The organism is Flavobacterium sp. FG19, from assembly GCF_057809475.1.
Window position 1 is genome coordinate 1 of the sequence record NZ_JBMDKA010000009.1, and the last position, 26103, is coordinate 26103.

At 34.6% G+C, this 26103-nt stretch carries 30 protein-coding genes and 2 tRNA genes; 14 read left to right on the top strand and 18 right to left on the bottom strand.

The features are described from left to right. Positions 1–115 precede the first annotated feature (115 nt). A complete protein-coding gene (locus ACODST_RS10645; RefSeq protein ID WP_488932102.1) occupies positions 116–529 on the bottom strand; it encodes a helix-turn-helix domain-containing protein in 414 nt (137 codons plus the stop codon). Between the two features lie 212 nt (positions 530–741). Here ACODST_RS10645 and ACODST_RS10650 point away from each other — a divergent pair, with 212 nt between their 5' ends. Both ACODST_RS10650 and ACODST_RS10655 read left to right on the top strand, forming a co-directional pair. Continuing rightward, positions 742–1341 (top strand): hypothetical protein, encoded by a 600-nt coding sequence (locus ACODST_RS10650; RefSeq protein WP_488932103.1) that lies wholly within the window; start codon positions 742–744, stop codon positions 1339–1341. A gap of 159 nt (positions 1342–1500) precedes the next feature. Further along, on the top strand, positions 1501–2628 hold the full coding sequence (locus ACODST_RS10655) for a hypothetical protein (RefSeq protein ID WP_488932104.1): 1128 nt from the start codon (positions 1501–1503) through the stop codon (positions 2626–2628). A 96-nt stretch (positions 2629–2724) separates the two neighbouring features. Here the strand turns inward: ACODST_RS10655 and ACODST_RS10660 are convergent, their stop codons facing one another. From ACODST_RS10660 to ACODST_RS10670, 3 genes are all read right to left on the bottom strand, one after another. Next, a complete protein-coding gene (locus ACODST_RS10660) occupies positions 2725–3288 on the bottom strand; it encodes an adenylate kinase family protein (RefSeq protein ID WP_488932105.1) in 564 nt (187 codons plus the stop codon). Between the two features lie 149 nt (positions 3289–3437). Then, entirely contained in the window at positions 3438–3917 is a 480-nt protein-coding gene (locus tag ACODST_RS10665) for a hypothetical protein (RefSeq protein WP_488932106.1), read from the bottom strand. Between the two features lie 25 nt (positions 3918–3942). Continuing rightward, positions 3943–4848, bottom strand: coding sequence for a hypothetical protein (locus ACODST_RS10670; RefSeq protein ID WP_488932107.1), 906 nt, complete (start codon positions 4846–4848; stop codon positions 3943–3945). 180 nt (positions 4849–5028) lie between these two features. Between ACODST_RS10670 and ACODST_RS10675 the strand changes: the two genes are divergently transcribed. The 4 genes from ACODST_RS10675 (at position 5029) to ACODST_RS10690 (ending at position 8358) form a co-directional block, all read left to right on the top strand. Further along, positions 5029–5373, top strand: coding sequence for a VOC family protein (locus tag ACODST_RS10675; protein WP_488932108.1), 345 nt, complete (start codon positions 5029–5031; stop codon positions 5371–5373). Positions 5374–5627: 254 nt separating this feature from the next. Further along, positions 5628–6629, top strand: a complete 1002-nt coding sequence (locus ACODST_RS10680; RefSeq protein WP_488932109.1) for a serine hydrolase domain-containing protein — start codon at positions 5628–5630, stop codon at positions 6627–6629. A gap of 265 nt (positions 6630–6894) precedes the next feature. Next, a complete protein-coding gene (locus ACODST_RS10685) occupies positions 6895–7680 on the top strand; it encodes a hypothetical protein (RefSeq protein ID WP_488932110.1) in 786 nt (261 codons plus the stop codon). A 57-nt stretch (positions 7681–7737) separates the two neighbouring features. After that, complete coding sequence (locus ACODST_RS10690; protein WP_488932111.1) at positions 7738–8358, top strand: hypothetical protein; 621 nt, start codon at positions 7738–7740, stop codon at positions 8356–8358. Positions 8359–8432: 74 nt separating this feature from the next. Here ACODST_RS10690 and ACODST_RS10695 read toward each other — a convergent pair whose 3' ends face one another. The 9 genes from ACODST_RS10695 to ACODST_RS10735 all read right to left on the bottom strand — a co-directional run bounded on the left by ACODST_RS10695 (position 8433) and on the right by ACODST_RS10735 (position 14518). Then, the gene (locus ACODST_RS10695; RefSeq protein ID WP_488932112.1) at positions 8433–9131 is read right to left on the bottom strand and encodes a hypothetical protein; all 699 of its coding nucleotides are present in this window, start codon (positions 9129–9131) and stop codon (positions 8433–8435) included. A gap of 56 nt (positions 9132–9187) precedes the next feature. Further along, positions 9188–9319, bottom strand: a complete 132-nt coding sequence (locus ACODST_RS10700) for a hypothetical protein (RefSeq protein WP_488932113.1) — start codon at positions 9317–9319, stop codon at positions 9188–9190. Beyond that, positions 9294–9671 (bottom strand): hypothetical protein, encoded by a 378-nt coding sequence (locus tag ACODST_RS10705; protein WP_488932114.1) that lies wholly within the window; start codon positions 9669–9671, stop codon positions 9294–9296. Before ACODST_RS10705 ends, ACODST_RS10700 begins: the two co-directional genes overlap by 26 nt. Positions 9672–9780: 109 nt before the next feature. Further along, a complete protein-coding gene (locus ACODST_RS10710; protein WP_488932115.1) occupies positions 9781–10515 on the bottom strand; it encodes a hypothetical protein in 735 nt (244 codons plus the stop codon). A gap of 272 nt (positions 10516–10787) precedes the next feature. After that, positions 10788–11195, bottom strand: coding sequence for a helix-turn-helix domain-containing protein (locus tag ACODST_RS10715; protein WP_488932116.1), 408 nt, complete (start codon positions 11193–11195; stop codon positions 10788–10790). A 141-nt stretch (positions 11196–11336) separates the two neighbouring features. Beyond that, positions 11337–12608, bottom strand: a complete 1272-nt coding sequence (locus ACODST_RS10720) for an MFS transporter (RefSeq protein ID WP_488932117.1) — start codon at positions 12606–12608, stop codon at positions 11337–11339. 265 nt (positions 12609–12873) lie between these two features. Next, positions 12874–12954, bottom strand: a tRNA-Tyr gene (locus ACODST_RS10725). 81 nt (positions 12955–13035) lie between these two features. Then, positions 13036–13113: transfer RNA gene (locus ACODST_RS10730), tRNA-Val, on the bottom strand. 178 nt (positions 13114–13291) lie between these two features. Continuing rightward, positions 13292–14518, bottom strand: coding sequence for a bifunctional folylpolyglutamate synthase/dihydrofolate synthase (locus ACODST_RS10735; RefSeq protein WP_488932118.1), 1227 nt, complete (start codon positions 14516–14518; stop codon positions 13292–13294). Between the two features lie 131 nt (positions 14519–14649). Between ACODST_RS10735 and ACODST_RS10740 the strand changes: the two genes are divergently transcribed. After that, positions 14650–15345, top strand: a complete 696-nt coding sequence (locus tag ACODST_RS10740; protein WP_488932119.1) for a MotA/TolQ/ExbB proton channel family protein — start codon at positions 14650–14652, stop codon at positions 15343–15345. A gap of 3 nt (positions 15346–15348) precedes the next feature. Continuing rightward, complete coding sequence (locus ACODST_RS10745) at positions 15349–15744, top strand: ExbD/TolR family protein (RefSeq protein WP_488932120.1); 396 nt, start codon at positions 15349–15351, stop codon at positions 15742–15744. A 297-nt stretch (positions 15745–16041) separates the two neighbouring features. Here ACODST_RS10745 and ACODST_RS10750 read toward each other — a convergent pair whose 3' ends face one another. The 3 genes from ACODST_RS10750 to ACODST_RS10760 all read right to left on the bottom strand — a co-directional run bounded on the left by ACODST_RS10750 (position 16042) and on the right by ACODST_RS10760 (position 19202). Then, positions 16042–16905, bottom strand: a complete 864-nt coding sequence (locus tag ACODST_RS10750; RefSeq protein WP_488932287.1) for an energy transducer TonB — start codon at positions 16903–16905, stop codon at positions 16042–16044. A 343-nt stretch (positions 16906–17248) separates the two neighbouring features. Next, a complete protein-coding gene (locus ACODST_RS10755) occupies positions 17249–18475 on the bottom strand; it encodes a Glu/Leu/Phe/Val dehydrogenase dimerization domain-containing protein (protein WP_488932121.1) in 1227 nt (408 codons plus the stop codon). 151 nt (positions 18476–18626) lie between these two features. Continuing rightward, positions 18627–19202 carry a chalcone isomerase family protein gene (locus ACODST_RS10760; protein ID WP_488932122.1) on the bottom strand — a complete coding sequence of 192 codons (576 nt, stop codon included), beginning with the start codon at positions 19200–19202 and terminating at the stop codon, positions 18627–18629. Between the two features lie 476 nt (positions 19203–19678). On the opposite strand from ACODST_RS10760, the gene ACODST_RS10765 reads away from it, so the two are divergent. From ACODST_RS10765 to ACODST_RS10790, 6 genes are all read left to right on the top strand, one after another. Then, complete coding sequence (locus tag ACODST_RS10765) at positions 19679–20821, top strand: acyl-CoA dehydrogenase (RefSeq protein ID WP_488932123.1); 1143 nt, start codon at positions 19679–19681, stop codon at positions 20819–20821. 144 nt (positions 20822–20965) lie between these two features. Next, on the top strand, positions 20966–21943 hold the full coding sequence (locus tag ACODST_RS10770) for a M20/M25/M40 family metallo-hydrolase (RefSeq protein ID WP_488932124.1): 978 nt from the start codon (positions 20966–20968) through the stop codon (positions 21941–21943). A gap of 35 nt (positions 21944–21978) precedes the next feature. Then, positions 21979–22656: an SDR family NAD(P)-dependent oxidoreductase gene (locus ACODST_RS10775; RefSeq protein ID WP_488932125.1), complete on the top strand. Its 678-nt coding sequence runs from the start codon at positions 21979–21981 to the stop codon at positions 22654–22656. Between the two features lie 27 nt (positions 22657–22683). Next, positions 22684–22956, top strand: a complete 273-nt coding sequence (locus tag ACODST_RS10780; protein ID WP_488932126.1) for a four helix bundle protein — start codon at positions 22684–22686, stop codon at positions 22954–22956. A 109-nt stretch (positions 22957–23065) separates the two neighbouring features. Next, on the top strand, positions 23066–23662 hold the full coding sequence (locus tag ACODST_RS10785; protein ID WP_488932127.1) for a SprT-like domain-containing protein: 597 nt from the start codon (positions 23066–23068) through the stop codon (positions 23660–23662). 123 nt (positions 23663–23785) lie between these two features. After that, positions 23786–24427, top strand: coding sequence for a hypothetical protein (locus ACODST_RS10790; RefSeq protein WP_488932128.1), 642 nt, complete (start codon positions 23786–23788; stop codon positions 24425–24427). A gap of 122 nt (positions 24428–24549) precedes the next feature. Here the strand turns inward: ACODST_RS10790 and ACODST_RS10795 are convergent, their stop codons facing one another. Both ACODST_RS10795 and ACODST_RS10800 read right to left on the bottom strand, forming a co-directional pair. Next, positions 24550–25311: an ABC transporter ATP-binding protein gene (locus ACODST_RS10795; protein WP_488932129.1), complete on the bottom strand. Its 762-nt coding sequence runs from the start codon at positions 25309–25311 to the stop codon at positions 24550–24552. Next, positions 25311–26057 (bottom strand): MlaE family ABC transporter permease, encoded by a 747-nt coding sequence (locus ACODST_RS10800; RefSeq protein ID WP_179002120.1) that lies wholly within the window; start codon positions 26055–26057, stop codon positions 25311–25313. Before ACODST_RS10800 ends, ACODST_RS10795 begins: the two co-directional genes overlap by 1 nt. Positions 26058–26103 lie beyond the last annotated feature (46 nt).

Below are 26103 nucleotides of genomic sequence, written 5' to 3' on the forward strand. Positions count from 1 at the left end.
AAAAATAATTAAAATTTCAATTTTAACTTGTAAATCAACACAGAATCTCCGAAGCTTACAAAAAAACGGAGCTGTTTTTTTTTGGACAGCTCCGTTTTTGTTTTTGAAAAAAAGGTTATTTCCCTTTTAATATTTTTTCGAGATAATCAATTTTATCTTTTTCGGCCTGAAGCAGACGTTCGTAGAGCTTTTCATTTTTTTCTACCGTTTCTATTAATTTATCTAACGGATTGAATGTGCACTGATTATTATTTCCAAAATGACTATTATTTACAGCTTCATTAAAACTATTGAAATAATTAATGGCCGCTTCTTCCGAAAAATTTTTAATAGCTTCAACCGTTACACCAAGTGCTTTCGCAATTTGAGCCAGTTTAGTATCATCTATATTTTCGCTGTTTTCAATAGCCGAAACAGCTTGCTGGTTTGTTCCCAAAGCCTGTGCCAGAGCTTCCTGTTTCATATCACGAAGTTCACGAATGCGGCTTATTTTTCGGCCAATATGATTTTGTTTTGTAAGTGTGCTCATAATTCAAAGATAATAATTAAGTAAATAAACCAAAAGGGTAAAAAACAGATTGTAATTGTATGCTACGGCTGTTCATTGGGAGCGTTTAACAAAAATACAATTTTTCTGATAAGAATAAACGCAGAATCTAAAACCTTGAATAGATGATAGGATTTGAAAAAAAATAATTTCTTTTCAGCCTTTTTTTATAAATTGATCTCAAAATTAAATAGATGAATATATATCAGATTCGGGTTAGAAAAGGAACATTAAAATACAATGAAGAACATATTCATTATAAACTTGATGGTACTGATGACTATGACTGGAGATTAATTTTATCTCAGATAAACCAGAAACAAAAATTATCGCTGCCAGAAAAATTAGAATTTGAGACTAGTAAAATTACTTTTCAAAACCTTTCCGGCTTACATTGGCTAAAAAGTGATTTTCAAATTCCTGTTGTGAGCAAGAATTTTCTGAAAATCATTAAGCAGAGTGTAGAGGCCGAGATTGAAGTTTATCCAGTTCAGATATTTAATAAAAAAAATGCAGAACAGGTAAATCATGAGTTTGTGGCTTTTTATTTAAGGGATACATTTAGTTGTATTGATGATAAGCTGTCGTCTAAAATCAGTGTTAATAATACTGAAGTATATGATTATAAAAACGGTTCTTATAAAGATGATATAAAATATCCGTTGATTTTTAAGATTGATGGTTTAAAAATGTTAAATACTCACTACTGTAATGAAATCGGGAAGAAAATATTATCTGATTTTGATAACGATAGTTTTGATTTCTATCCTTTATCTGAAATAAATATCGGGTAAAATCGTGAATATAGTTGATATAGAAGTTGAAATTTAAAAGTTACGAGGTAAAAACATTTCTTATATTCGCCTGAATAATAATTATCATAAAAAAATGTCTCAGGATATTTTGAGATCGGACAGGATTGTTCGCGGCTAAAAAGAAACCAAAATATGGTAATGTACACAATACTAATACTGGTACTGCTGGTAAGTTTTATATTCATGGCTGCAGCGGTGAGTAAACAAATGTCCCAAAATCATGAAAGTGAGGAAGACCAAAATGATACTGCCGATTTTTATCCGCTGGTTGAGAGTGATGTACCCTGGGTAAATTATTCTACAACCGAAATTCGGTATGCGGGAAAAATTCAAAAAGAAGACTTTTATAAAGGGGTAGTCTTTGTAAATAGGGAGTGCAGAAATTTAGAAGATTTTATAATTAATGAAGAGATCAATTCATTTGATTTAAGAAAACTGGCCGATTTAAATGGTATTGACCTGCAGATTTCAGAAGCATGGTATCCGTTAACGATCAGACTGATAAAGGAATTACACGACAATGGCTGGAACAAACGGGTTTATTGTATTAAATCCAAATATGCCGCTTTGGAATTTTATGCCGATCATGAGGATGATGCTAATATTCAAAAAATTATCAGTGGTTACAGATATGCTGCAATGGAAGTTTGTGAAACCTGCGGTGAAAAGGGAGAAATCAGAAACTACGCGGGCTGGGATTATGTGGACTGCAGAAAACATTATTTAGAGAAGAGAAGGAAAATTGCCATTGAAGAGGAGGGATTTCGTTATGAGAATTTCTACTATCCGTGGGAGACAATCAAAAGCAGGTATTTTGAAGATTTAGATTTTTATGGAAAATACAGAGCGGTAGTAATTGAATTTGACGATACTATTCAAAGTGAAGAAATGATTTATGGCAAATTATCTATTTCAAAAAATGCGATAGGCTTTGGGGCTTTTCTCGATTATCTTTCCAAAAACTTCAACAGATCGAGACACAGTTACATAACCCATTTTGAAAATGTAGATTTTTGCGATATCTGCGGTTATAAAGCGGTTTATCTGGATGAATGCGAATGTTGCGAAAACCTTACACCGGAGGTATATTTAAAAAGATACGGAGAAGAAGAAAACACCGAAGAGGAAAAGCGCGAATATATTAAGGAAAGTCAGATTTCCTGGATAAAGGATGAAGGCGAAATCTATGAAGCAAAACAGCAAAATTATTTGAAAAATCCCAATTACAAAGTACTGTTTACTGAAACAGAACTGCACAAAAACTGAGCAGAAAAAAACAAATCGGATTTGTTGAAAATGAAAAACCTCCTTAAGAAATTGAGGAGGTTTTTTAATTTTATAGCAATAACGCTGTCGAATCAATTACAAACTATCTTTTATTCGTTTTGTGATTTCATCAATAGTGCCCAGTCCGTCAAAAGTTAAAACTTTAATTTTAGACTTCATATATTCGATTGCCGGGCGGGTTGAATTTTCAAAAACCTCGATTCTTTTAAGGTGAATGGCGGCATCTTTATCGTCTTTTCGATTGGAAGTTTCGGCTCTTTTTTGGGCTCTTTTTAAAAGTTCTTCTTTTGGAACGTCGATATTAATTACTTTTCCAATTTCCATTTTTTTAGAAGTAACAAGCTCCATCAAATCATTTACCTGCGGTTCGGTTCTTGGATATCCGTCTAAAATGATTCCTTTACCCTGGGCGTTTTCATCCAGAATTTTACTAAAAAGATCTTTCATGATAGAATCAGGCACTAAATCTCCTTTTTCTTCATATTCAGACATTATTTTTCCAATTTCCGTTTCATTCTGTTTCTCTAAACGGCAGCGGTCTCCGGTTGAAATATGCGCAAATTGAAGTTCTTCTTTTAAAATTTCGCATTGTGTGCCTTTTCCGGAATACGGAGGGCCGGTTATTATTAATATTTCCATTTGTATATAAAGTGTTGTTATTTTCTTCAGGGCCTGAAAAGTATGAATTGTTTTGACAGACTTTGGCAGGGCTGCACAAATTTACGAGAAAAAGATGTTGTTTTAAGGGAATAAAATGAAGAAGCCTTTCAGATTTTGATCAAAAAATGCTAATCAATAATGGTATTCCGATCCAGAAAAACACCTATTTTATCAGCAATAAGCAGGGCGTCTTCCTTTTTTAGACGCTTTTTTAGGATATAATTTTCGGCTTCACGATGTTTTTTAATATAGACCGTCCAGCCTAATTCATATTTATTGGTACAATACACCACGTTAACCGATTTTATCTGTTGTATTTTAGAATAAAATTTGTCATTTATAAACAGGTCTTCGTCATCAATAGAGAGTTTACTGTATTTGTTTTTTCTCCACTCCAAATAGTGATTAAAGGTTAAATAGAATAAAACACAAAATAGGAGAATTACAGCAAACCATATTCTGTAAAATGTTTCGGCTTCAATGTTAAAAAATATTATTCCTAAAAGCACTATTGAAAACAAAGCAGAAAAAATCAAAGTTGTTTTATCCAATAAAAAGGTCAGGATAATTTCTTTATCGCTGTTTTCTTTAATACTGTATTCTTTCATAAATAGATTAAATTTGTTTTCTGTTTTATGTGTTTTGAATCATATAACAAGCAATTTTTGATTCTGGTTCAAAGAAAACATACAAGTCTCCGTCGCCCCAGAAATTCATAGTTTCAAAGTATTGTTTATACCATTCATTGGCAGGTGCAATATTGGTTCGTTTCGTCTTAATTTCATCGATGCTTTCGAGCTGACATAGAAACCGCATTGTTTTTTGAGTTTTGGGACATCTGGGTATGTTAGAATACTGAATCCAGTTGGGGATGCCCGAAAACCCGATTTCGTGACTGATTTCAGTATCTTCTTTAGTAGTGAAACGAACCTGCTCATATTCTATAAAAGAATCTGTTTTTAAATCATCATAAGCAGTTGATAGGGAATTCACTTCTTCTATATTCAATATACTGGGAGAATTTGGTTCGGAGTAATCTAACCATACTTGTTCCATGTCCAAATAAATGGGACAAATTAAATTCAGGTCAAAAGGAAGCCATGTAAAAGCTTCACTTTTATGGCTGAGCAGACCTAAATATTGAAATGAACCCGGACAGTCGTTTTCAGGTATTAAAAAGTTGGAAGAAGGACTTCCTCCCATCCAGTTTTCTCCATTTTCGTTTTTTTCAAAGTTGAATAATTTGTTAACTCTTAACTCTTTGTATTCAATGTGATCATTTTTAATAATCAGATCTTCCACATTCCCATCCTGATCCTTTGATTCAGCAGATTCTAAAAAATTATTTTCGTTGTAAGTCAAAATAATATGACAATAAAAATTCTCAGCAGTTTCCTGATTTGTTATTTGAGTTTCGATAAAACTTTGACAATGCTCTTTTCCATCTAAGGTTACTTCCCATCCGGCTAAATATTGCTTTTTAAATTCCGGCTCTTTTATAGTATCGTTATTTTTAAACATTTTTTTGAAGATATTCATTTTGGTTTTTTTTAGCTGCGACTGTAATTTTATAAGATTGGTAACAGCAAACTTATTATAAATTTAGACACACTGCGTTATTTTGATAAAAAAGAGACCGCAAGAGCTGCTTTTCTATTTGAATTATTATTTTTATACAAGCTTTATGATTAGTATTAAAAACTAAAATGAAACCAACAAATGGAGATTAGACTTCTCGTTATAAGAACAAATGATCAAAAACGCCTTGCCGGCTTTTATAATTTGCTGGGGTTAAAATTTGATTATCATAAACACGGTAACTCACCCATGCATTATTCAGCAGAAATTGGAACTATGGTTTTGGAAATTTATCCATTGGCAAAAAATCAAACTGAACCCGATATAAATATGAGATTAGGTTTTGCAATTGATAATTTTAAGGAAACCCTGCATTTACTGCATAACAATGGTATAACGGTTTCAGAACCACTGCAGACAGATTTTGGCTTTTTGACCGTTGTTTCAGATCCTGATGGAAGAAAAATTGAACTGTATAAAAAATAATTTAACCAGACCGAACAAGAAAGAGACTTTCAAAGTCTCTTTCTTGTTCGGTCTGCTATTCTACGGAATAATAATCAGAGGTTTTTGGATTTAATGAGTAGTCACCACTCGCATAAATTAAAATGTATAACTTTGAGAAACTTAATAATATAATGAGAATTACAGTTTTTATTTCAGCGATACTGTTTTTTTGGAGTGCTTCTGTTTTTTCTCAGGATAAAAAGAAGGAAATACTAACATGTCTCAAAAAAGAGATGAAGGAAAAGAAAATTCCGGGCTGTCAGCTGGTTATTCTCAGGGACAATAAAATTGTATTATCAGAGGCATTAGGAATTGCGGTTGAGCCCTTTTCAATACCGGTGAAACCAAATACGATCTTTTCAATAAATTCTATCTCAAAAGTTTTTACCTCCGTTGCCATAATGCAGCTGCAGGAACAAAATAAACTCAATATTAATGACTCTATTGTTCGTTATATAGATTCTATTCCCGAAAATTGGAAAAAAATAACCATCAGGCAATTAATGAGCCATACATCCGGGCTTCCTGATATTGAGGATGAGAAAGGCCTTATTGGAGGTAAAGGGCAGGATTCAGCATGGCTAATGGTTAAGAAACTGCCATTGCAAGCGACAGCCGGAGAAAAGTTCAATTATAATGCCACGAACTATTATATTCTGCAGCGTATTATTGAAAAATGCAGTGCCGTAAAATTTGAAGAATTTGTTCGCAAAAATCAGTTTGACAGAGTAGGGATGAAAGAGATATACTATGGGAATTCCTATGATGTAATTAAAAATAAATGTCCTACATATACCTTTTACCGTCAGGACCAAGCAAGGGGCGAATATATAAAAGGTACCAAACTGAAAGAAACTTACGAAGAGTTCCCGTCAAAAATGATCGCTGATGCGGGTGCCTTTACAACAGCTGAAGAAATGTCAAAATGGATAATTGGACTGCAATCTGGTAAACTCCTTAAAAAAGAGGAAGATCGTAATGTTATTTGGGAACCTGTCAAACTAAACAACGGCTCCTATGATGGTTTTGGAGGAGTATTAAATGCATACGCTTTGGGCTGGCCCGTAATCAGCAGGCAAAAGCATTCGGCCGTTGGTGCTCTTGGAGGCGGCCGTGCGGCTTTTATTATTTACCCGAAAGATAATCTTACCATCATTCTTTTTACCAATCTTTCAGGTGTTTTTCCCGAAGAAATAGTTGAAAATATTGCAAGGTTTTATCTGGGTAATTCCTGAGAACCTTTACTGTAAAAGTGATTTTAATTTTTAAGATATTTTAGTAAATGATGGAAGTTTGCTTTCAGTTTTTAACTGGAGTACTCCGAATCGTATAAAAGGAAAAACTTCAAAATTAAATGACTTTACCGTTTTGTAATTTTATGGATCATACGAACCTGTTTTAGAAATTTTTTTGCAAAATCTGAAAAGGCTCTGAAAAGAATCTTAAAATAAGTGATCCTGAAAAAAATCTCTCTATATTCGTTTTTATAAAAAAACAATAATGAAAAATACAGCTCAGGAGTTTAGTGAGGCTAAAGCTGCCTTTTTAAGCTCAAATGGTTCCGAAAGAAGTGTTGAAAAACTATATGATATCCTTTATTTTTTAAAGGATTTAAAAGAACCAACTTTTGATGAAGAATACATACTGGCTGAAATTTATGATATTGTAGGCAGGAACATAGAGGCTTCCAGAATTATTGATAAAAATTTTAAAACAAGTAATTCTGTTCAGACTTTAAAACTAGAGGAGCTGCAGTCAAAGATAGAAAATCGGGATGTTTGGAATACTAAAATTTACAGAGATCTGCGGGATGCTAAAATACAAAAGGATCCTACCCGGTTAGTGATCGAAGATCTCATTATTTCTCAAACTAATGGCGGAAGTTATGATATTAAAATTTCCGAAAAAATTAAAAACATAGTGGTTTTAAATAAAAATGTGCCCAATGAACCGGTTTGGGATGATGAGGCTTGTTTTATTTTTTCAGAGAAAAAGCCGGATGACTATTGTTTATTACTATTAATAGAATATGTAAAATGGCTGGGACAGGCAAAAGAGGAACTGCTTATTTTTTACAACGGAGCTGATTTTAGAGATAAACTTCCAAATGTTTCAACAGACTGGTTTGATGGTTTATGGATTTCTGATTTTTATATCAGCATTGACAGAAATGATCATTTAGAAACCGAAATTATATTACATGATTATCTTCAAAATGATTATGGTTTTAGACTGAAAATCGAAAATTTTATTTTCAAAAAAATAGAATATGATCCCATTTTGTAGTCAACAGAGATACTAAATTAGGGTATAAATTAAATGCAATATGTTAAATAAAATGGGATGGGAGTTGATGTAAGAGTGATCATGAGGCATAACCTGACCTCTGAAGAAATTATGGAATTTCCTGCTTTGCTGGGCAGAAATAATGAACTTAAAGAAGCTTATCTTAAAGAAATTGAGAGCAAAATAGACTACGGGATGTCGGTTGAACAGGTATTAGACAATTTGGATAAAGAAAGGTACTGGGAAAACATTACCGAAAAAGATTTACTGGATTCCTGGACAAATAACGAAACACCGCATTTAGTGGGGGAGTATGGTTTTATCTCACATTCGCTGTTAACTTATTTTGGACTAGTGTATTTCAACAGGCATACTATTGAAGTTTTATACTTACCGGAATGCAAATACGCCAATTTACGTTACAAAGCCAACAGGAAATTCCTATTTAATTACAGTAAAGCACTGGCTAAGTTTTTGGGATCCGAAAAGATTGTGTATTGTTCTGATAGCGGTGCAACTGAAATTATCGAATGCTGGGCTACCGAAGGAAATACCATCGAATCTGTAATACAGGCAGCGACAGCCCAGTTTGGCGTACCCTCTGAAATACTGGCAGAGGCCATTGATAATGGATTTATAATTGATGACAAAGTCAATTCGCCTTATGTTGAAGAATGATAATTGGAGCTCGACGGGCAGTAATTAATAATATCAGTTAAATCCTTTTTCCTATCTATTGTACAAAACGGCTGTTAATGATCTTTTTTTGATTTCGATATTTCAGAAATGAAATATTTCAAATTTTCTCCCTTCTCCTTTTGCGCCAGAGATATGTAATGGTTTAATAGCACTTTGTCGTTTAAAAATTCGTGAATAACATGTAAACATCCCATTTTATGATGTTCGTCATCAATAGTTTCCCATGACATTTTAATTAACTTTTTTATGTCCGGATAACCCAGTTTTCCAAGTGACATTAGGGCTGATCTTTTGGTATACTCATTTTCCTGATGGTAAAATACCAGCAGTATTTCTTCAATTTCCGGGGTTAAAGAACTGAATTTTTTAAACGAAGAAACAAATTGAGATTTGGCATCGTCGAATTCAATAGTGCCGATTTTAGAAAGCGTTCTGCTAAGCTTTATAAAATCATTTTCTTTAAGAGGTCCAAGATTAGATAATTGTGTTCCGGTTGAAAGCCAGGCTATCATTCTGCCGCGATCCCAATTGCGTGAAATTAGATAAAGTAAATTCTCCTGGTCTTCGTTATCTAAATTTTGCAGCAGGTCTTTTTCTAATAATTCCGAATAAAAATCCTCAATTTCAGACCAGTCCGGATAACCAGCATCATCAAATAAAAGCTCTTCGATATGGTGTTGAGAATAATTTTCAGAGAGCCATTTTTTGAAATTAAAAACGAAGTTCTGCAATTTTAGTTTAAGGTCATTCATGAAAATAGTAATTTATATAAGCAAGGAGAATTTGTACCAGCAAAGATCGCTTCATCTCATTCTAAATAATATACAGCATCATATCCTTCATACTTTTTTCCGTTTAAAAAGTATGATTTGGTAAGGAAAATTTTGGTTTGTCCGTTTCTTGTCGAGTCATAATCAATTTTTTGAAAAAAAATACTCATAATTTTTATTCTGAATTTTGAATAGTAACTTATAATCATGTTTCTGAATAAAACTTTCTTTTAGCTGAAAATTAAATTTAGCAGTTTTAAACAAAGTATAAGCTGTATCAGGTTTAATTTTATATCTAAAGTGAACCCACTTTGTATTCATTTTTTCATTCTTATAATAATCTTCGAGCACGATACTGTCTGTATCTGATAAATCCAGTCTGGTTATAAAATGCGGGGTGAATTCAATCAAACTATTCTTTTCTGTTTTAGTATCTGGGACTTTATTTTCTGTTCTTTTTTCATCTTTATTACAAGAAATTAAAATACACACCAGCCAGCCATATTTAAAAAATGTTTTCATTTGTTTGATTTTCGGGAGGTTTACTTTGTACATAACAACAAATGAATCGTTTTGAATTTGAAAAATTACGTATAGAGTATTATTTCAAAGCTGGTTAATTTAATAGTAGTTACTGTTCCGGTTTCCACATTTCAAGCATCGCTTTTAAATCGTTATATTCTTCGCCAAATGCTCCGTCAAGTTTATATTTTGTACTGAATTCATTAAAATAGAGCAGTGCTTTTTTGTTTTCTGAAATACAGGCAATGAAAAGTCGGTTTAATAATTGCATTTTTTCATCGTCTAACTGCTCATTGGCATTTTCATATTCTGTTAAGGTCTCTGTAATTTCTTTTTGGGAATATTTTTTAATGTTTTTGTTTATGACATGTTTTTTGATGACCTTATGGTTCTCGAAGTATATTTTGTCAATTCCCCAAATATTAGTTTCATAACTCCGGTCTTTTTTTGTTGGTAAATTAATAAGCTCTTCAACAAATAGAGTGTCTTTGTTTACCCTTAAATTACAATTTTGAACGGCACCCCAAAAATCAATTATTTTATTTTCGCCGCAGACAGAAAGTACAAATTCAGAAAAATTTACTGGATTACTATCTGTGTTTCTATAGCCGCACAATGCAATTTTTTTACCATTAGATAATTTGTAAACGGTGTCGGATTTTGTTCCGGTAAAATCATTTTTTGCACAATTACAATGATCATTCTGCACAAATACATCTTTCTGATTTTTTTCAGGATTTGGAACCAGTTCTCTGTCTTCATTATATTCGCTGTTACTTTTGCTTGTTTCTCTGCACGCAGAAAAAAGCAAAAAGATACATAAGACCGCTATTGTTGTTTTCATAGGTTAAGTCTAAGTTTTGATGAGACATTAGTTTTTGAATCAGTTTCAAAAGTTATGAAAAAATAAAGGATAAAAAGGGTAGTCATTAAAGAATGTTTCCTTTTCTGAGAAGCTTCGGAGAAGTCACAGTATTTATAGAAAAAGAATAAACGTTTATGATATAAAGCTCCGGAGGAGCGGCTTTATATAAAGTAAATTAACCATAACGGACAAATAGAAAAGTGACCGAGAAAGTTTCTCTTTTACTCGAATTAAGATGTTATTATAAAAGCTTATTTATTATTTAAAAGCTTTTCCAAAGACTTAATATGTTCATCTTTAGTTTTTAAAAGCTCTGAATTTAATCTTTTAATTTCTTCTAAAGCTTCGATCCATTTCTCTACAGGATTCACATTAAAAGTAGGGTAATAATTATAACCATTAGACTGGTCATTAAAAGTATTAGAAATAATATTTATAGCCTGTTCCTCATCAAAATTCTGAAAAGCTTCAACAGGAATTCTCAAAAAAGTGGAAATTTGTTTCAATACACTGTCTTCAATAATTTCTTTCTGTTCCAGCATAGAAATTTTCTTCTGGTTCCAATCTTCTCCCAGATCATAAGCCAGTGCTTCCTGTTTGATGCCAAGCATTTCTCTGAAACGTTTAACGTTTCTCCCCTGATGAATTTTCTGTTCCATAAATGAGTATTAATTTCTGAAGTTTCAAAGATAAAATTATCTGAATTTCAAAGATAAAAAAACATCTCATAAAATATCCTTTTTGTCAGATATTATATCCAAATCCGAATAGTATGGTTTCTCTGCTTTTCTTCAATGGTTTCAATTCTCCGTAACTTCATTACCCTCAGTCATATCTATAGTTTTGGGATGCAGACTTGCCAGTTGTAAAACGATTGCAGTAACCACTACCAATAAGAGTAGCACAAAAACTTGTCTCATTCCTCCATTATCAGCTGCCTTTCCTAAAAACTCGGTGATAACAGCTCCGGCCGAAATACCTGCAAAATTCATAATTCCATATCCGGTAGCTCTGTAACGGGGTGCAACAAACTGGCAAAGAATCGGCATATTGTTCGTGTCGTATATTCCAAATCCAAGTCCAAAAAGGATAGCGCCAAAAATAATAGCCTCTGTATTGCAGCAGTAACCAAATAAAAACAATGCCGGAATGGTAAGAAATAATCCAATTGCACTGGTGTAAATTCGTCCTTTCAGATGTTTCATCACCCATCTGTCTGAAATGGCACCACCAATTAAAACACCAAAAAAAGAAGACATTGAAATGGTTATCGTTGCAATTGGTCCTGCAAGCGACATGTCTAAATGTAAAGTTTCGGTAAATAAGGTCGGTAACCAGTTTTTGGCCGCCCAGCCCGGTAAACTTGGTGCGGCGAAATAAAAGAGTAAAACCCAAAAAGAGATATTGCCAAATAATATTCCCAATCCTTTAAACATTTGCCTGAATTCATAGCTGGCAGATGACTTTTTTGAAGGATTAAAAAAGTGAGCTTTCTTTTCGCGTAAAAAAAATATAAGCAGCAAACTATAAACCACACCAAGTAAGCCTACGGAATGAAAGCTGAAATGCCAGGAAAAATGTTTCGAAATAGTGGCTCCAAAACCTCCCAGTGCCTGTCCTAAATAAATTCCGGTAGTATGAATTGCAATTGCAAAAGAACGTGTTCTTTCCTGATGGTAATCTGCAATTAAGGATAAAGCAGCCGGAATATAAAAAGCTTCACTAAAACCCATAATGCCGCGCAGGATATAAATTTGATTGAAAGTGGTGGCATAACCCATCGCCATTGTCACTCCTGACCAGATAAAAAGACTTCCTATAATTATTGTTTTTCGATTAAACCGATCGGCTATAATTCCGGAAACGGGGCTCATAAGCGCATATATCCAAAGGAAAATAGCCATCAAAAGACCAAAATTTTCAGCTTTGGCCAATTCAGGAATGTCTTCCATCATTGCCGATTTCATAGTGGAGAGCATTTGTCGGTCTAAATAATTCAATAAGGCAACAAACCATAGTAAGCCGGCAACAATCCATGGATAGGATTTTTTTTCATTCAATTTTGCAATCATTCTCTTTTTTCAAAATAAAGGCCGAATATACGAATTCAAATGTAACAGGAAAGAATTGTTTTTTCATGTTACTTATTTGTAATGTGTGATTCGATAAATTAGTTAAGGCGCAGATTATCCAGTCTTTTTGCGTAATTCCCCAACTTTTGAACTTTATCCCAACTTTGTTCGTAATGAATTGTTGAATTTTTTAAACAGGAGAAAACATAAATGCATATAAAAGAAAAAACCTGTAAATTCTATGAATTACAGGTTTTGTTTTTTGTGGGGAGAGCAGGATTCGAACCTGCGAAGTTTTCACAGCAGATTTACAGTCTGCCCTCGTTGGCCGCTTGAGTATCTCCCCAAAATCTGAATCCGGATGTATAATAATCATGGATACTCAGAAAAGCGTAAAAAAAACTCCCTAATTTCTTAAGGAGTTTTTTGGTGGGCGATGAGGGGTTCGAACCCCCGACCCCCTCGGTGTAAACGAGGTGCTCTGAACCAGCTGAGCTAATCGCCCTATTTTACTAGGCTGCTATCGTTTGTGATTGCGAGTGCAAATATACGCTAGTTTTTGAGTTCTGCAAAGAATTCTGGAGAAAAAATAAAACTTTTTTTAAAATGAATTCTATCTCCTTGTTTATGAATTTGTTATTAAATCGGTTTTTTTGAAGTTTTTTTCTGAAATGAGGCTGAAATTATCCTAAAGGCAATTCGGCTACCACGAAAGTACTTCCGCCAGCGTAAATAAAATCGTTTTCTCCCGCATTTTCTCTGGCTTTTGCAAAAGCACTTTCGACCGAATCGTATTTTTCGCCAGTCAAACCAAATTTTTGAGAGGCCTTTTGTAATGTTTCGGCCGGCAAAGCCCGTGATGAATTGGGATGACAGAAATAATAGTGAGCTTCTTTTGGGAACAAAGGTAAAATGGCATCCAGGTCTTTATCATTTACAACGCCTAAAACAATATGCAGGTTGTCGTATTTCTCATTTTTAAGCTGCTTCATTACAACTTCTAATCCGTGTTTGTTGTGTGCCGTGTCGCAGATTATCTTCGGGTTTTCGCCCAGCTGCTGCCATCTGCCCTGTAAACCAGTGTTTTTAATGGTGTTTAATAAACCTGACTTCAGTGTTTCTTCAGAAATGGTAAAATCAGTTGTTTCATTTAAAATTTTAAAAGTCTGCTGAACCGTTTTTTTATTATGAAACTGATAATCACCAATTAGATCTGATGGAAAAACTTCTGAAATCAAATCAGAAGCAAAGTAAAGCGGAGCCTTATTATCTTCGGCTTTAGCTAGAAATACAGGTTTGGTTTCATTTGTATATTCGCCAATTACCACGGGAACATCTGGCTTGATAATTCCGGCTTTTTCACCCGCAATGGCTGCCAGTGTATTTCCTAAAAACTGGGTATGGTCTAAACCAATATTGGTAATTACCGAAACCAGTGGTGTTATAATATTCGTGGCATCGAGTCTTCCGCCAAGACCCACTTCAATAATCGCAATGTCTGTTTTTTCGGCAGCAAAATAAGCAAAGGCAAGACCAACCGACATTTCGAAGAAACTCATGTCATGGGCTTCAAAGAAATCTTTATGGCTGGCAACAAATTCGCATACAAATTCTTCTGTTATTTCCCTGCCGTTTATTTTGATTCTTTCCCTGAAATCTTTGAGATGAGGTGAGGTATATAAACCTACTTTATAACCGGCTTCCTGTAAAACCGAAGCCAGCATATGCGAAGTAGAACCTTTTCCGTTGGTTCCCGCCACATGAATAGTCTGTAATTTTTTTTCCGGATTACCAAGATGCGCTGCCAGTAACTTGATGTTAGTCAGGTCTTCTTTATAGGCCGAAGCACCCTGAAGCTGATACATGGGTAATCGATTAAACATCCAGTTTGTTGTTTCCTGATAGTTCATTTTGTTGGGATAAAATAGTTGGTAATTGAAATAATTTTCGTTTTTTTTAGTTTAATATTACAATGAAAATTATCTTTATTGCAAAATTGAAATATTTTTTAGAATTAATTATTAAAAACCAGAATTAAAATATGTTTAGCTACATTCAACTACAAGCTGATACTCTTGCCAATGCCTCTAACGTAGTGATCGAAAAAGTTGCGGCTCCTAATAACGAAATCTCAGTTTTAGGATTTATCTTAAAAGGAGGGGTGTTCCTGATTCCAATTGCGCTTTTATTGTTTTATACGATTTATGTGATTTTTGAACGTTACTTATATATCAAAAAAGCATCGCGAATAGACTCCAGATTAATGCAGGATGTAGGCGATAAACTGCATGCCGGAAATATCGAACTGGCCCGGACTATTGTGGAAAGAAACGATACGGCTGTTGGAAATATTTTAAGAGAAGGAGTTTTGGTAATTGGAAGACCCATTGCCGAAATAGAATCCAACATGGACCGTGCAGCTGATATTGAGATTGGAGAAATGGAACGACGTTTAGGCCATCTGGGACTTATTGCCGGTATTGCGCCAACACTTGGTTTTATCGGGACTATTTCGGGAGTAATTAAAATTTTCTACAGTATCTCGATTACCGAAAATATCAGTATCGGAAATATTTCAGGCGGTTTGTATGAGAAAATGATCAGTTCCGGTTCCGGGCTTATCGTGGGTATTATTGCTTACAGTGCTTATCATTTGTTAAACGGGAAAATTGATGATTTTGCTTTAAAAATTCAGAAACAAATATTAGAATTTGTAAACATCATTCAAAGATCATAAGGTATGTCCATTAAGAGAAAAAGAAGATTTCACGCTGAGGTTGCCACTTCATCATTAAGTGACATTATGTTTTTCCTGTTGTTGTTTTTCCTGATCATCTCAACGCTGGCGAACCCGAATGTTATTAAGATGACGCTGCCAAAAGCAAAATCAAATGAAAAAACAAACAAACAGTTAATTAGTTTATCGGTTACAGAAGACAAACAGTTTTATATCGACAAACAACAGGTTCCTTTTGAAGAACTGGAAACTACTTTGATGAATAAAATAGGAGCCGACAAAGCGCAGACGGTTGTAGTTCGAATTCCGTTTAACTTACAGGTTCAGGACCTGGTTGATGTTTTACAGATAGGAGTAAGGAACAATTTAAAGTTTGTAATAGCAACAAGTCCTAAGTAGGTTTAAGATTAGGGCGTGACCACAATAAGAAAACGGGCGAATCAACAGTATGCTGATCAGCCCGTTTTTTATGGTGGTCGCTAAAGCTTTCGGAAGCACAAAGATATTCCATTTACAAATATCAAAATACAGCTCGTGGTTTCAACCACGAAGACACAATATAGGAATACGTTTCCCGCAGATGAAACCACGGGTTATACAGGTTTAAATGATAAAGGACAAAAAAGGCTTTCAGATAAGATTCTGAAAGCCTTTTTTATATGAAACAGATTCGTGAAAATCTGTGTAATTTGTGTTTTAGTTCAGGTTGAAATTGTAAATAATTCTTCCCACTTGTTTTGGTGCAGCGTTATCATCAGCAGACCATTTCGTATTCAGGGCCGCTATTTTTGCCTGTTCTAATAAACAGCCTGCTTTATTGGTTGTTCCTTTAACTCCGGCGGTTGCACTTATGGTTTTGCCATTTTGATCGACCGTAACTTCCACCACAACAGTTCCCTCTTCGTTGCAGGTATATTTAGGAGCTGGTTTGGACAATGCTTTTCGTCCGTTTAAAGAATATCCGTTTCCTCCGCCCGAGCCTCCGCCGCTTCCGGCTCCGTAACCGCTTCCGGTACCAATGCCGTTTCCGGTTCCGTTACCGCCTCCGGTTCCTCCGCCCGAACCGCCTGATCCGTAATAACCGCTGGAATTTAGACTTCCGTTTGCTTTTCCTTTATTTCCAGCTGCTTTGTCGTCTCCGTCTCCGCCTTTATTAGAACCCTTTAAAATGCTCGATAAGGCGTCGTTGGTAGAGTTTGAAACTTTCGGTTTTTCAGGAACCGGTTTGGTTTCCGGTTTTGTGACAGGAACTGGTTTTTTAGGTTTTTCTTTTGTCGGAATTACCACATCTGTTTCATCAGCAGCTGTATTTTCCTGGGTTATAGTGGCTTCTTCAGGTGCTGCTTTTGCGGCAATTTGCTTTACATTGTTTTTTACATCCAGAACTTCGCTTTTATAATTGGCACCTGAACCTAAATCACTGTCGCCAAAATTTACCGTAACTCCTCCTCCGCCGCCTCCGCCATCGGCAAGGGCAACATTGTTCTGCGGATTATAAGGAGGCCAGAAACGAATAAAAAACATCAGTAAAATGAGCAAACCGCATATAATACTGGACATTATCAAAGACTTCTTCTTATCGGAAAGAGAAGAATTTAAGATAAAGCCAAAAAGAAATCCAAAGAAAATGTATGTAAGACGGCTGGTAATTCTTGATGCAGAGCTCATTATATTCTCTAATTTAATATTTGTTTTTAAACGTTTAAAAGTACTAAAAATTGTTTAGAATGAAAGTGGTTCTATTACTTTGTCGATAATGTTTTTAGCACGCAGATGTAACAGATCATTGAAATTCTTTTATCGTACATTTAAATTAAATCTGCTCAATCTGTAAAATCTGCGGGAAATAAAAAAGGATCAAACATTATATTTGATCCTTTCAATGTTAAAGTATAATAAAAAATTACACTAATTGTTTTAATGCAATTTCAAAGGCGGTTGCACTGATATTGGTTTTGGATGCGCTTAAAGCATGAGCTCTTACAATCGCATTTTTTATTGTTTCAGAAGTGTCGTTAAAGATCGCTTCATCCGTCATCTGAACTTTTTTCTCCATGAAATATGCAAAAACCCTTGCCATACCACAATTCGATATAAAGTCAGGAATCAAACTTACTTTGCTGTCAACTTCTTCCATAATAGAACCAAAGAAAATTTCTTTGTCTGCAAAAGGAACATTAGCACCGCAGGAAATAACTTCTAATCCGTTTGCGATTAAGCTTTCAATCTGCGCCTGAGTCACCAGTCTTGAAGCGGCACAAGGCGTGAAAATTTCAGCGCCGATGGTCCAGATTTTAGAATTGATTTCTTCAAACGGAATCATATTGTCCGCAACCAGTTTATTTCCGTCTTTGTTTAAGAATAAAGTTCTGATTTCTTCAAATGAGAAACCATCTTCTTTAATTAAACCTCCGTCACGGTCAATAATTCCGATTACTTTTGCACCCATTTCAGCTAAATAAAAAGCGGCTGCAGAACCCACATTTCCAAATCCCTGTATAATGGCTTTTTTACCTTTTATATCGCCGCCGTAAGTGGCATAGAAATGACGAACTGCTTCAGCAACACCAAAACCGGTAATCATATCGGCAACGGTATATTTTCGGGTAACGTCTGGTGAGAATTTCGGGTTTTCGATTACTTTAATAACACCCTGGCGTAATTGGCCAATTCGGTTGATTTTATCGGCTTCAGTTGGTCTGAAATGCCCGTTAAAAACACCTTCCTGCGGATGCCATACACCACATTCTTCGGTCATTGGAATTACTTCGTGAATCTCATCAACATTTAAATCTCCCCCGGTTCCGTAGTAACTTTTTAATAAAGGAGATACAGCTTTATACCAGCGTTGTAAAACACCTTTTTTGCGAGGGTCGTTCGGATCAAAATTTATTCCAGATTTAGCTCCGCCAATGGCAGGGCCTGAAACAGAGAATTTAACTTCCATTGTTTTGGCCAAAGACAAAACCTCATTCATGTCTAAGCCTTTTCTCATTCTTGTTCCTCCACCAGCAGCTCCTCCGCGAAGTGAATTAATAACAGTCCACCCTTCGGCTTCTGTTTCTGAATCTTTCCAATTGAAAACAATTTCAGGTGCCTTGTTTTCAAATTGTTGTAATAAATCTTTCATTTTGTTGTGATATGTTTATTTTGCGTAAATGTATAAAATAGAATAATGCGAATAATGTATTTTGCATCAAATTTATCAAACAAAAAAGAAAAGCCAAAAACTATTAGGTTTTCGGCTTTTCGAATATTTAAAAAATTAAGAATTACAGCAGTTATATTCCTAATAAATGTTTTTTAAGAGTTTCGTCAACTGGTTTGTCTGAAAGCCAGATTCCGAATAATGCTTTTTTGAAATCAAATCCCTGGATTTTTCCTTTCAGTACTTCGTTTTTGGAAATGTACATACTCTGATCCAGCGGGTTGTAAGCCAGGATAAAAACATCTTTTTCTGTAATGGCATCACTTAAATAACTTTTAAGCTGTTCGATCCTTGGACGTAATTCTCCCAGATTGCTTCCTGCCGATTTTTCAAAACCGGTATTCATTGCTTTAGTCAGTTTGTTTGATGAAACCATCGAAGAAGTAATTTCGATTCGGATAGCCATCTCGGTATCACTGTCGATAATAAACTGCGGATCCTGGCTCAATTGGGATAAGTACAATGCCTGAACATATACTTCTAACCACATTTTTGATCTTCCGCCAGCGCCGTTAAGTTGTAAAGGTTTGTTTTGAAATTCTATTTTTCGCGGAACGGTAACGCCATTAACTTCTAAATGAGTCTGCGCAGAAACTACAGAAAACTGCAGCCCCAGAAGGAGTGTAAGTACTAGTAAAATCTTTCTCATGCTCTGTCAATTATTTAATTTTTGGGCAAAAATAATGTTAATTTATCAATATTGAAGCCATCCTGAACAAGTTTTTTTTGGACTTTTTTTTATTTTTTTTATTCTATTTGTTTAATAATCAAATTAGTAAGACTTGTTTTACGTGCATTTACCTGTTTTGGGAATTGTTTAATCTTTGGCTCATAAGAATTGTCTGAGAAATTAAAATTTGAAACTGTTTTTCAGCTCTTGTGTTTTTGAAAAAAAGCTGCAAGATTAGGATCAGTTTTAGGCAAAAAGATACAGAATTACGAAAACGTTATCGTTATTGTTGTCGATCTATTAATTTTGTATGCATGCATTGTAAATTAAACATTTAAAAATTATCTTTGAAAGCCTTTCTTATAGTAAAAAGGTATTCAAAAAAACAAAAAACAAAACCACCAGAATCAAATCGGACAGATTTGGTTTTGAACAAAACAATAAAATAAGAAACTATGGATTTTAATCTTACCGAAGAACATTTAATGATTCAGCAGGCTGCAAGGGATTTTGCTCAAAATGAATTATTACCGGGAGTTATTGAACGCGACGAACATCAGACTTTTCCAACTGAGCAGATCAAAAAAATGGGTGAGCTTGGATTTATGGGAATGATGGTTGATCCAAAATACGGAGGAAGCGGACTCGATGCTGTTTCTTACGTACTGGCAATGGAAGAAATTTCTAAGATTGATGCTTCGGCTTCTGTAGTAATGTCGGTAAACAATTCATTAGTCTGCTGGGGATTACAGGAATACGGAACGGAAGAACAAAAACAAAAATATTTACCAGGTCTGGCTTCGGGAGAAATTCATGGGGCTTTTTGTTTAAGTGAGCCAGAAGCAGGAAGTGATGCTACTTCTCAAAAAACAACCGCAATTGATATGGGCGACCATTATCTGGTAAACGGAACTAAAAACTGGATTACGAACGGAAATACGGCTTCAGTATATTTAGTAATTGCACAAACACATCCTGAATTGAAACATAAAGGAATCAATGCCCTCATCATGACGAAAGACATGCCGGGATTTTCTGTTGGACCAAAAGAACAAAAAATGGGAATCAGAGGATCAGATACGCATTCTTTGATGTTTACGGATGTAAAAGTTCCAAAAGAAAACAGAATTGGAGAAGACGGTTTCGGATTCAAATTTGCGATGAAAACGCTTGCCGGAGGAAGAATCGGAATTGCGTCTCAGGCATTAGGAATTGCTTCCGGTGCTTACGAGCTGGCACTGAAATATTCAAAAGAGCGTAAAGCTTTTGGTACTGAAATCTGCAATCATCAGGCAATTGCTTTTAAATTGGCTGATATGGCGGTAAATATTGAAGCAGCGCGTCATTTATGTATGAAAGCAGCCTGGGATAAAGACAACCATAAAAATTATGATGTAAGTGGTGCTATGGCAAAATTATTTGCTTCGCAGGTGGCTATGGATACTGCCGTTGAAGCGGTTCAGATTCACGGCGGAAACGGTTATGTAAAAGAATACCATGTAGAGCGTTTAATGCGTGATGCTAAAATTACCCAGATTTACGAAGGAACTTCAGAAATTCAGAAAATTGTAATTTCAAGAGCGGTTATCGCCGGATAAATTCAGTTCCTTATTATTATAAAAACAGAAACCCTTTCCGCTTTTTAAGCTTCGAAAGGGTTTTTTAATATTTTTTTGTTACTTTACCGAAAGTTTATTCTTTTAAACCAACCACTTAACTAACAATTACTTCAAAACCAGTTTATGAAAAAATTATACTTTCTTCTGCCATTTGTTCTTCTTGCCTGTAAATCAGGTACAACTGTTGTAAAAGAAAAAGAATCCTTATCAGTTTCAAAACCTGCAGAGATCAGCTATAAAGTAGAGGAGTCTGAGGTATCTGATTTTCTAAAATACCTTTCTTCAGACGAAATGGAAGGGCGCGACACCGGAACAAAAGGAATCGAAAAAGCAGCGGTTTTTCTGGAGGATTTTTTTAAAAAGAACAACGTTAAGCCCTATTTTAAAACCTATCGTGATACACTGACGAATTTTAAACTGCCGGCCTATAATATTGTCGGTGTTTTAGAAGGAACAGACCCGGAGCTTAAAAAAGAATATGTGGTTTTGAGTGCGCATTACGACCATATCGGAATTGAAAAAAAGCAGCAGCCGGACCAGATTTATAATGGTGCCAATGATGATGCTTCGGGAGTAACTGCCGTGGCTCAGATGGCGAAATACTTCAGTAAAACCAAATCCAATAAACGCAGTATTCTTTTTGTGTTTTTTGCCGGAGAGGAAAAAGGTCTTTTAGGTTCTAAAAGTATGGTGCAGAAACTAAAAGCCCAAAACTTTAATTTATACACCCAGCTCAATATCGAAATGATTGGGGTTCCTATGAAACGTGATTATCTGTCTTATATTACCGGTTTTGATAAATCGAATATGGCAGAAAAAATAAACGAGTATACCGGGAAAAAGACCATTGGTTTTTTACCAAAAGAAGCAGAATACCAATTGTTCTACAGATCGGATAATTATTCTTTTTACGACGTTTTCAAAAAGCCATGCCAGTCACTGAGTACTTTTGATTTTGAAAATTTTGATTTTTATCATCATGTGTCAGATGAATTTAAAGTGATGGACATTCCGCATATCACGGCTTTTATACAGGAATTACTTCCGGCGGTAACCCGTATCAGCGATACACCGACACAGGAAATTACCATGAATAAATAACAGTTCCTTATTTTTGATTTGTTTATTTTTGCTGCATGAAAAATATTATTGTTACCGGAACAAGCAGGGGAATTGGATACGAACTGGCTTTACAGTTTGCCAATGCAGGAAATCAGGTGTTAGCCATTTCAAGAAAAATACCTAAAACACTTTTAGAACATCAAAATGTGACTTGCCTGTCTGTTGATCTGGCAGATGAAACGGCTTTGACAGAAGTAGAAAGTTTTCTTTCTTCGACATGGAAAAAAGTTGATGCCGTGGTTCATAATGCAGGAGCTTTGCTTTTAAAACCTTTTGCAGAAACTACTCAGGCAGATTTTGAAAGTATTTATAAAGTAAATGTTTTTGCTGTAGCCAATCTTACTAGAATCTGTCTTCCGTATTTACAAAAAGGAAGTCATGTTGTAACGATCAGCTCTATTGGCGGTGTAAGAGGAAGTCTTAAATTTGCAGGATTAGCCGCTTACAGTTCAAGCAAAGGTGCTGTAATTACTTTGACCGAATTATTAGCAGAAGAATATAAAGAAAAAGGAATTTCCTTTAATGTCCTGGCTTTGGGATCTGTTCAGACTGAAATGCTGAATGAAGCTTTTCCGGGTTATCAGGCACCTATTTCTGCTGAAGGAATGGCGGAATACATTTATGATTTTACCCTTAACGGAAATAAATATTTTAACGGAAAAGTGCTTGAAGTTTCTTCAACGAATCCTTAAAAAGTTATGAATTATGAGTTATGAATTATGGAGGGAAGTATTGTGAAGATTAAAAGTTTTGAGTTAGCTGTAAGAGGAGTTAATTTTTATAAATGGCTCATTTCTGAACAAAAAGAGTTTATAATGAGTAAGCAGTTTTTACGATCGGTTACTTCTGTCGGTGCCAATGTTCGGGAAGCAGTGAATGCCCAAAGCAAAGCTGATTTTATTCATAAATTGTCAATTTCTCAAAAGGAATGTGATGAATCCATGTACTGGTTAGAAATATTAAGGGCGACAAATTATATTACTAATACTTGAATTTGAATCAATTTACAATCAATGTGAAGAGGTGCTGAAAATTATAAAAAGTATAATAATAACGTCAAAGAAAAAACTCATAACTAAAAACTCATAATTCATAATTAAATTGAGCGAAACTTTAGCTAAATATATTCCCGAACATGCGGTAAAACCCGTTTTCGATTTGATAGTGACCAATCAGGTGCACTTGAAAATTGTAAACGAACGTCAGACCCGTCACGGCGATTATAGACGCGGGCCAAGCGGGAAACATGAAATTACGGTAAATGCCAGTTTGAACAAATACCGGTTTTTAATCACATTAATTCATGAAATTGCACATTTGGTTGCTTTTGAAAAGTTTGGGAGAAATATAAAACCACACGGAAACGAATGGAAATTTACTTTTCAGCGTTTGATGGTTCCATTTATCAGACCGGAGATATTTCCCAATCATATTCTGCCGCTGCTGGCGAGACATTTCAAAAATCCTTCGGCAAGCAGCGATACCGATACCACTTTATCGCTGGCATTAAAGGAATATGACAAGGATAATGATAAAAATTATGTTTTTGAAATTCCGTTTGGAAGTGTTTTCAGGATACAGAATGGTAAAGTTTTCAAAAAACTGGCCGTTCGTACCAAGCGTTTTGAATGTATTGAAATAAGCTCTGGAAAAACGTATCTTTTTAATCCAAATGCTGAAGTAGAGTTAATAAATTAAAAAAAGCAAATCCCAAATTCCAATGTTGGTTAACAGTATGGAGTTTGGGATTTACTTTTTTATAAAATGAAATCCTTTTTTAAAATTAGTTAGTTTTTGTTTTAACCCAAAAATTAGAGATAAATGCAATTAAGAATACACTTACTGATTAGCTTGATTTTTTTGATGTCCCTTAATAAAGTAAACGCACAACAGACAGATGAAGCGGAGCAAAAGAGAACGAATCCGATTATTTTTGCTGAGATGTTTGGCGGCGGTATAGTTATGGATCAGGCTGGTTTGGGTGGTGGTTTTGAATTGAATTATCAATACAAAAAAAGTCTTTTTAGTTTTAGATATACCAATGTAGTTGGGTATATTGAAGAAGAATATAAAAGAGCATTTCTTTTTCCACCTGTCTATGTAGCGGATGATGATCTTGAATATGCATTTCTATATGGAAGAAGATGGATGAATCATCATCGTTCTTTTAGTATTTCTGCCGGAATAAGCTGTAATAATATGGATACGAGAAGAAGGATTTATGTTGAGACTTATAATGAAGAGGGGCAAACATATAAATACACTTATAATTCCAATTACGAAACCTTTTACGGAGTACCTTTCGAGGCTAATTTTAAGTGGTTTTATCCTAAAAATAAATCCAGATTAATTTATAATGCTTTGATTCCAAGTATTGGATTAAAGGTTTTTGGAAATATTTCTAAGTATACTTATGCCGGGGTAGGTCTTTCTATTGGTTTTGGGTTAAGCAGGGAATATTAGTAAATACTATAAAATTAAAAAATCCCAAATTCCAGAGTTTAATCAATTGGAATTTGGGATTTATATTTTTGAAAATTCCCATTTTGGAATTTGGGATTTTTTTAATTGGAATTTAAAATCTTTCAGCCTTTCAGATAAGCTTCTCTGACTTTCTTAAACAAGTTCGATGAGTAAACAAACTTCACGATATCTTTATTGTCTGTTCTGAAAATTTCTTCTTTAGTTCCCTGCCAGGCTTTTAATCCTTTTTTCAGGAAAACGATGTTTTCTCCAATTTCCATTACAGAGTTCATATCGTGAGTATTAATCACGGTTGTAATATTGTATTCTCGCGTAATTTCCTGAATTAAGTTATCGATCAAAGTTGAAGTATTTGGATCCAGACCAGAGTTTGGTTCGTCACAAAATAAATACTTCGGATTGTTTACAATGGCTCGGGCAATCGCCACACGCTTCTGCATACCTCCCGAAATCTCCGATGGTAATTTTTTATGGGCATCTACCAGATTTACTCTTTCTAAAACAAAATCAACACGTTCTTTAATTTGTGCTTTATTGTTATTGGTAAACATTTTTAACGGAAAGGCAACATTTTCTTCGACGGTCATCGAATCAAACAAGGCAGAACCCTGAAATACCATTCCAATTTCAGTTCTTAATTCACGTTTTTCATCTTTATCTAAGTCAGAATAAACTCGTCCGTCAAATTCAATGGTTCCTGAGTCTGGTGTGTGGATTCCTAATAATGTTTTTAATAAAACTGTTTTTCCGGATCCACTTTGTCCAATAATCAGGTTGGTTTTTCCAGTTTCAAATACCGTCGAAACGCCTTTTAAAACTTTGCTGTCACCAAATGATTTTTCTATGTTTTTTACTTCTATCATTATCCTAATAATAATTGAGTTAATATATAATTTAGAAGAATAATAGTAACAGATGTCCATACGAACGATATTGTACTTGCCTTACCAACCTCTAATGCGCCGCCTTTCATATAATAGCCATGAAAAGATGGAATTGTTGCCAATAACATGGCAAAGATTAAAGTTTTGATAAAGGCATATGTAATATGAAAGGGTATGAAATCTTTCTGAGCTCCCATAATAAAATCGGCACCGGTTGAAAATCCTCCGTAAGCGCAAGCCATCCATCCGCCAAAAATTCCTAAAAACATACTGATTCCAATTACAAAAGGATACATTAGTAAAGCTATAATTTTGGGAAAAACAAGATAGTTTAAGGAATTAACCCCCATAACTTCTAAAGCATCAATTTGTTCTGTAACGCGCATCGTTCCGATACTTGAAGTAATATAAGAACCCATTTTTCCGGCCATAATTACCGAGATAAAAGTAGGAGCAAACTCTAAAATTACAGATTGACGGGTTGCAAAACCAATTAAATATTTTGGGATTAATGGATTAGTTAAGTTTAACGCTGTCTGAATGGCAACAACCCCTCCGATGAAAAAAGAAATGAAGCAGACAATTCCAAGTGAATCAATAATAAGATCGTCGATTTCTTTTAGAATCAGACTTTTCATAACAGGCCATTTGGTCTGTTTATTGAAAATTTCTTTCAGCATTAAAAAATATTTCCCTATTTGGGATAAATAACGAATTAGCATCATAAGTTTTAAATATTGGCTAAATTAAGGATTAGTTTACAGTTTACAG